General features: G+C 35.3%; 1 pseudogene. It reads left to right on the top strand.

The features are described from left to right. Positions 1-519, top strand: a pseudogene (locus tag CP366_RS10370) (IS110 family transposase); the annotation flags it as partial.

Genomic DNA, 519 nt, shown 5'->3' with positions numbered 1-519 from the left:
ATCATCCAATTAATCAACTTCAATCTCAAACTTATAAGCAGCTTAATGCTTTGAGCCGCTTCTATGACCAGTTAACAGCTGACTTAGTAATGGCTAAAAATCGACTTCACCAAGCTCTACAATCAACCTTTCCCGAAATTGAAAACTTATTTTCTATTGCTAGAGGTAAGAATTATTGGCAAATAGTTGCTCGTTATCCTCATTGTGATTTAGTAAGAAAAGATGATAAAAAGCAAATTATTAACTGGTTGATTAAATTGAAAGGCATCGCTTTTAATCATGCACAAAGGACAACAGATAAACTAATTGAATTAGCTCATTTAGCTTATCCAGTTGTTTCTTGCTCTGACATAGAAGTCCGGCAAGCAAAATATTATGCCCGAAGACTGCTTAATCTAAGCAATCAACGTCAACGTATAATTACAAAAATGGTTAAACTCGCCAAAACTTTGCCTAATCATGACTTAGAAAACCTAGAAAGCATTCCAGGCTTTGCACAGACCACTGCTGTCAGAGTTT

The organism is Lactobacillus sp. UMNPBX15 (genome assembly GCF_002553785.1).
Classification (GTDB): Bacteria; Bacillota; Bacilli; order Lactobacillales; family Lactobacillaceae; genus Lactobacillus; species Lactobacillus crispatus.
This window is presented reverse-complemented; position numbering and strand designations above follow the sequence as displayed.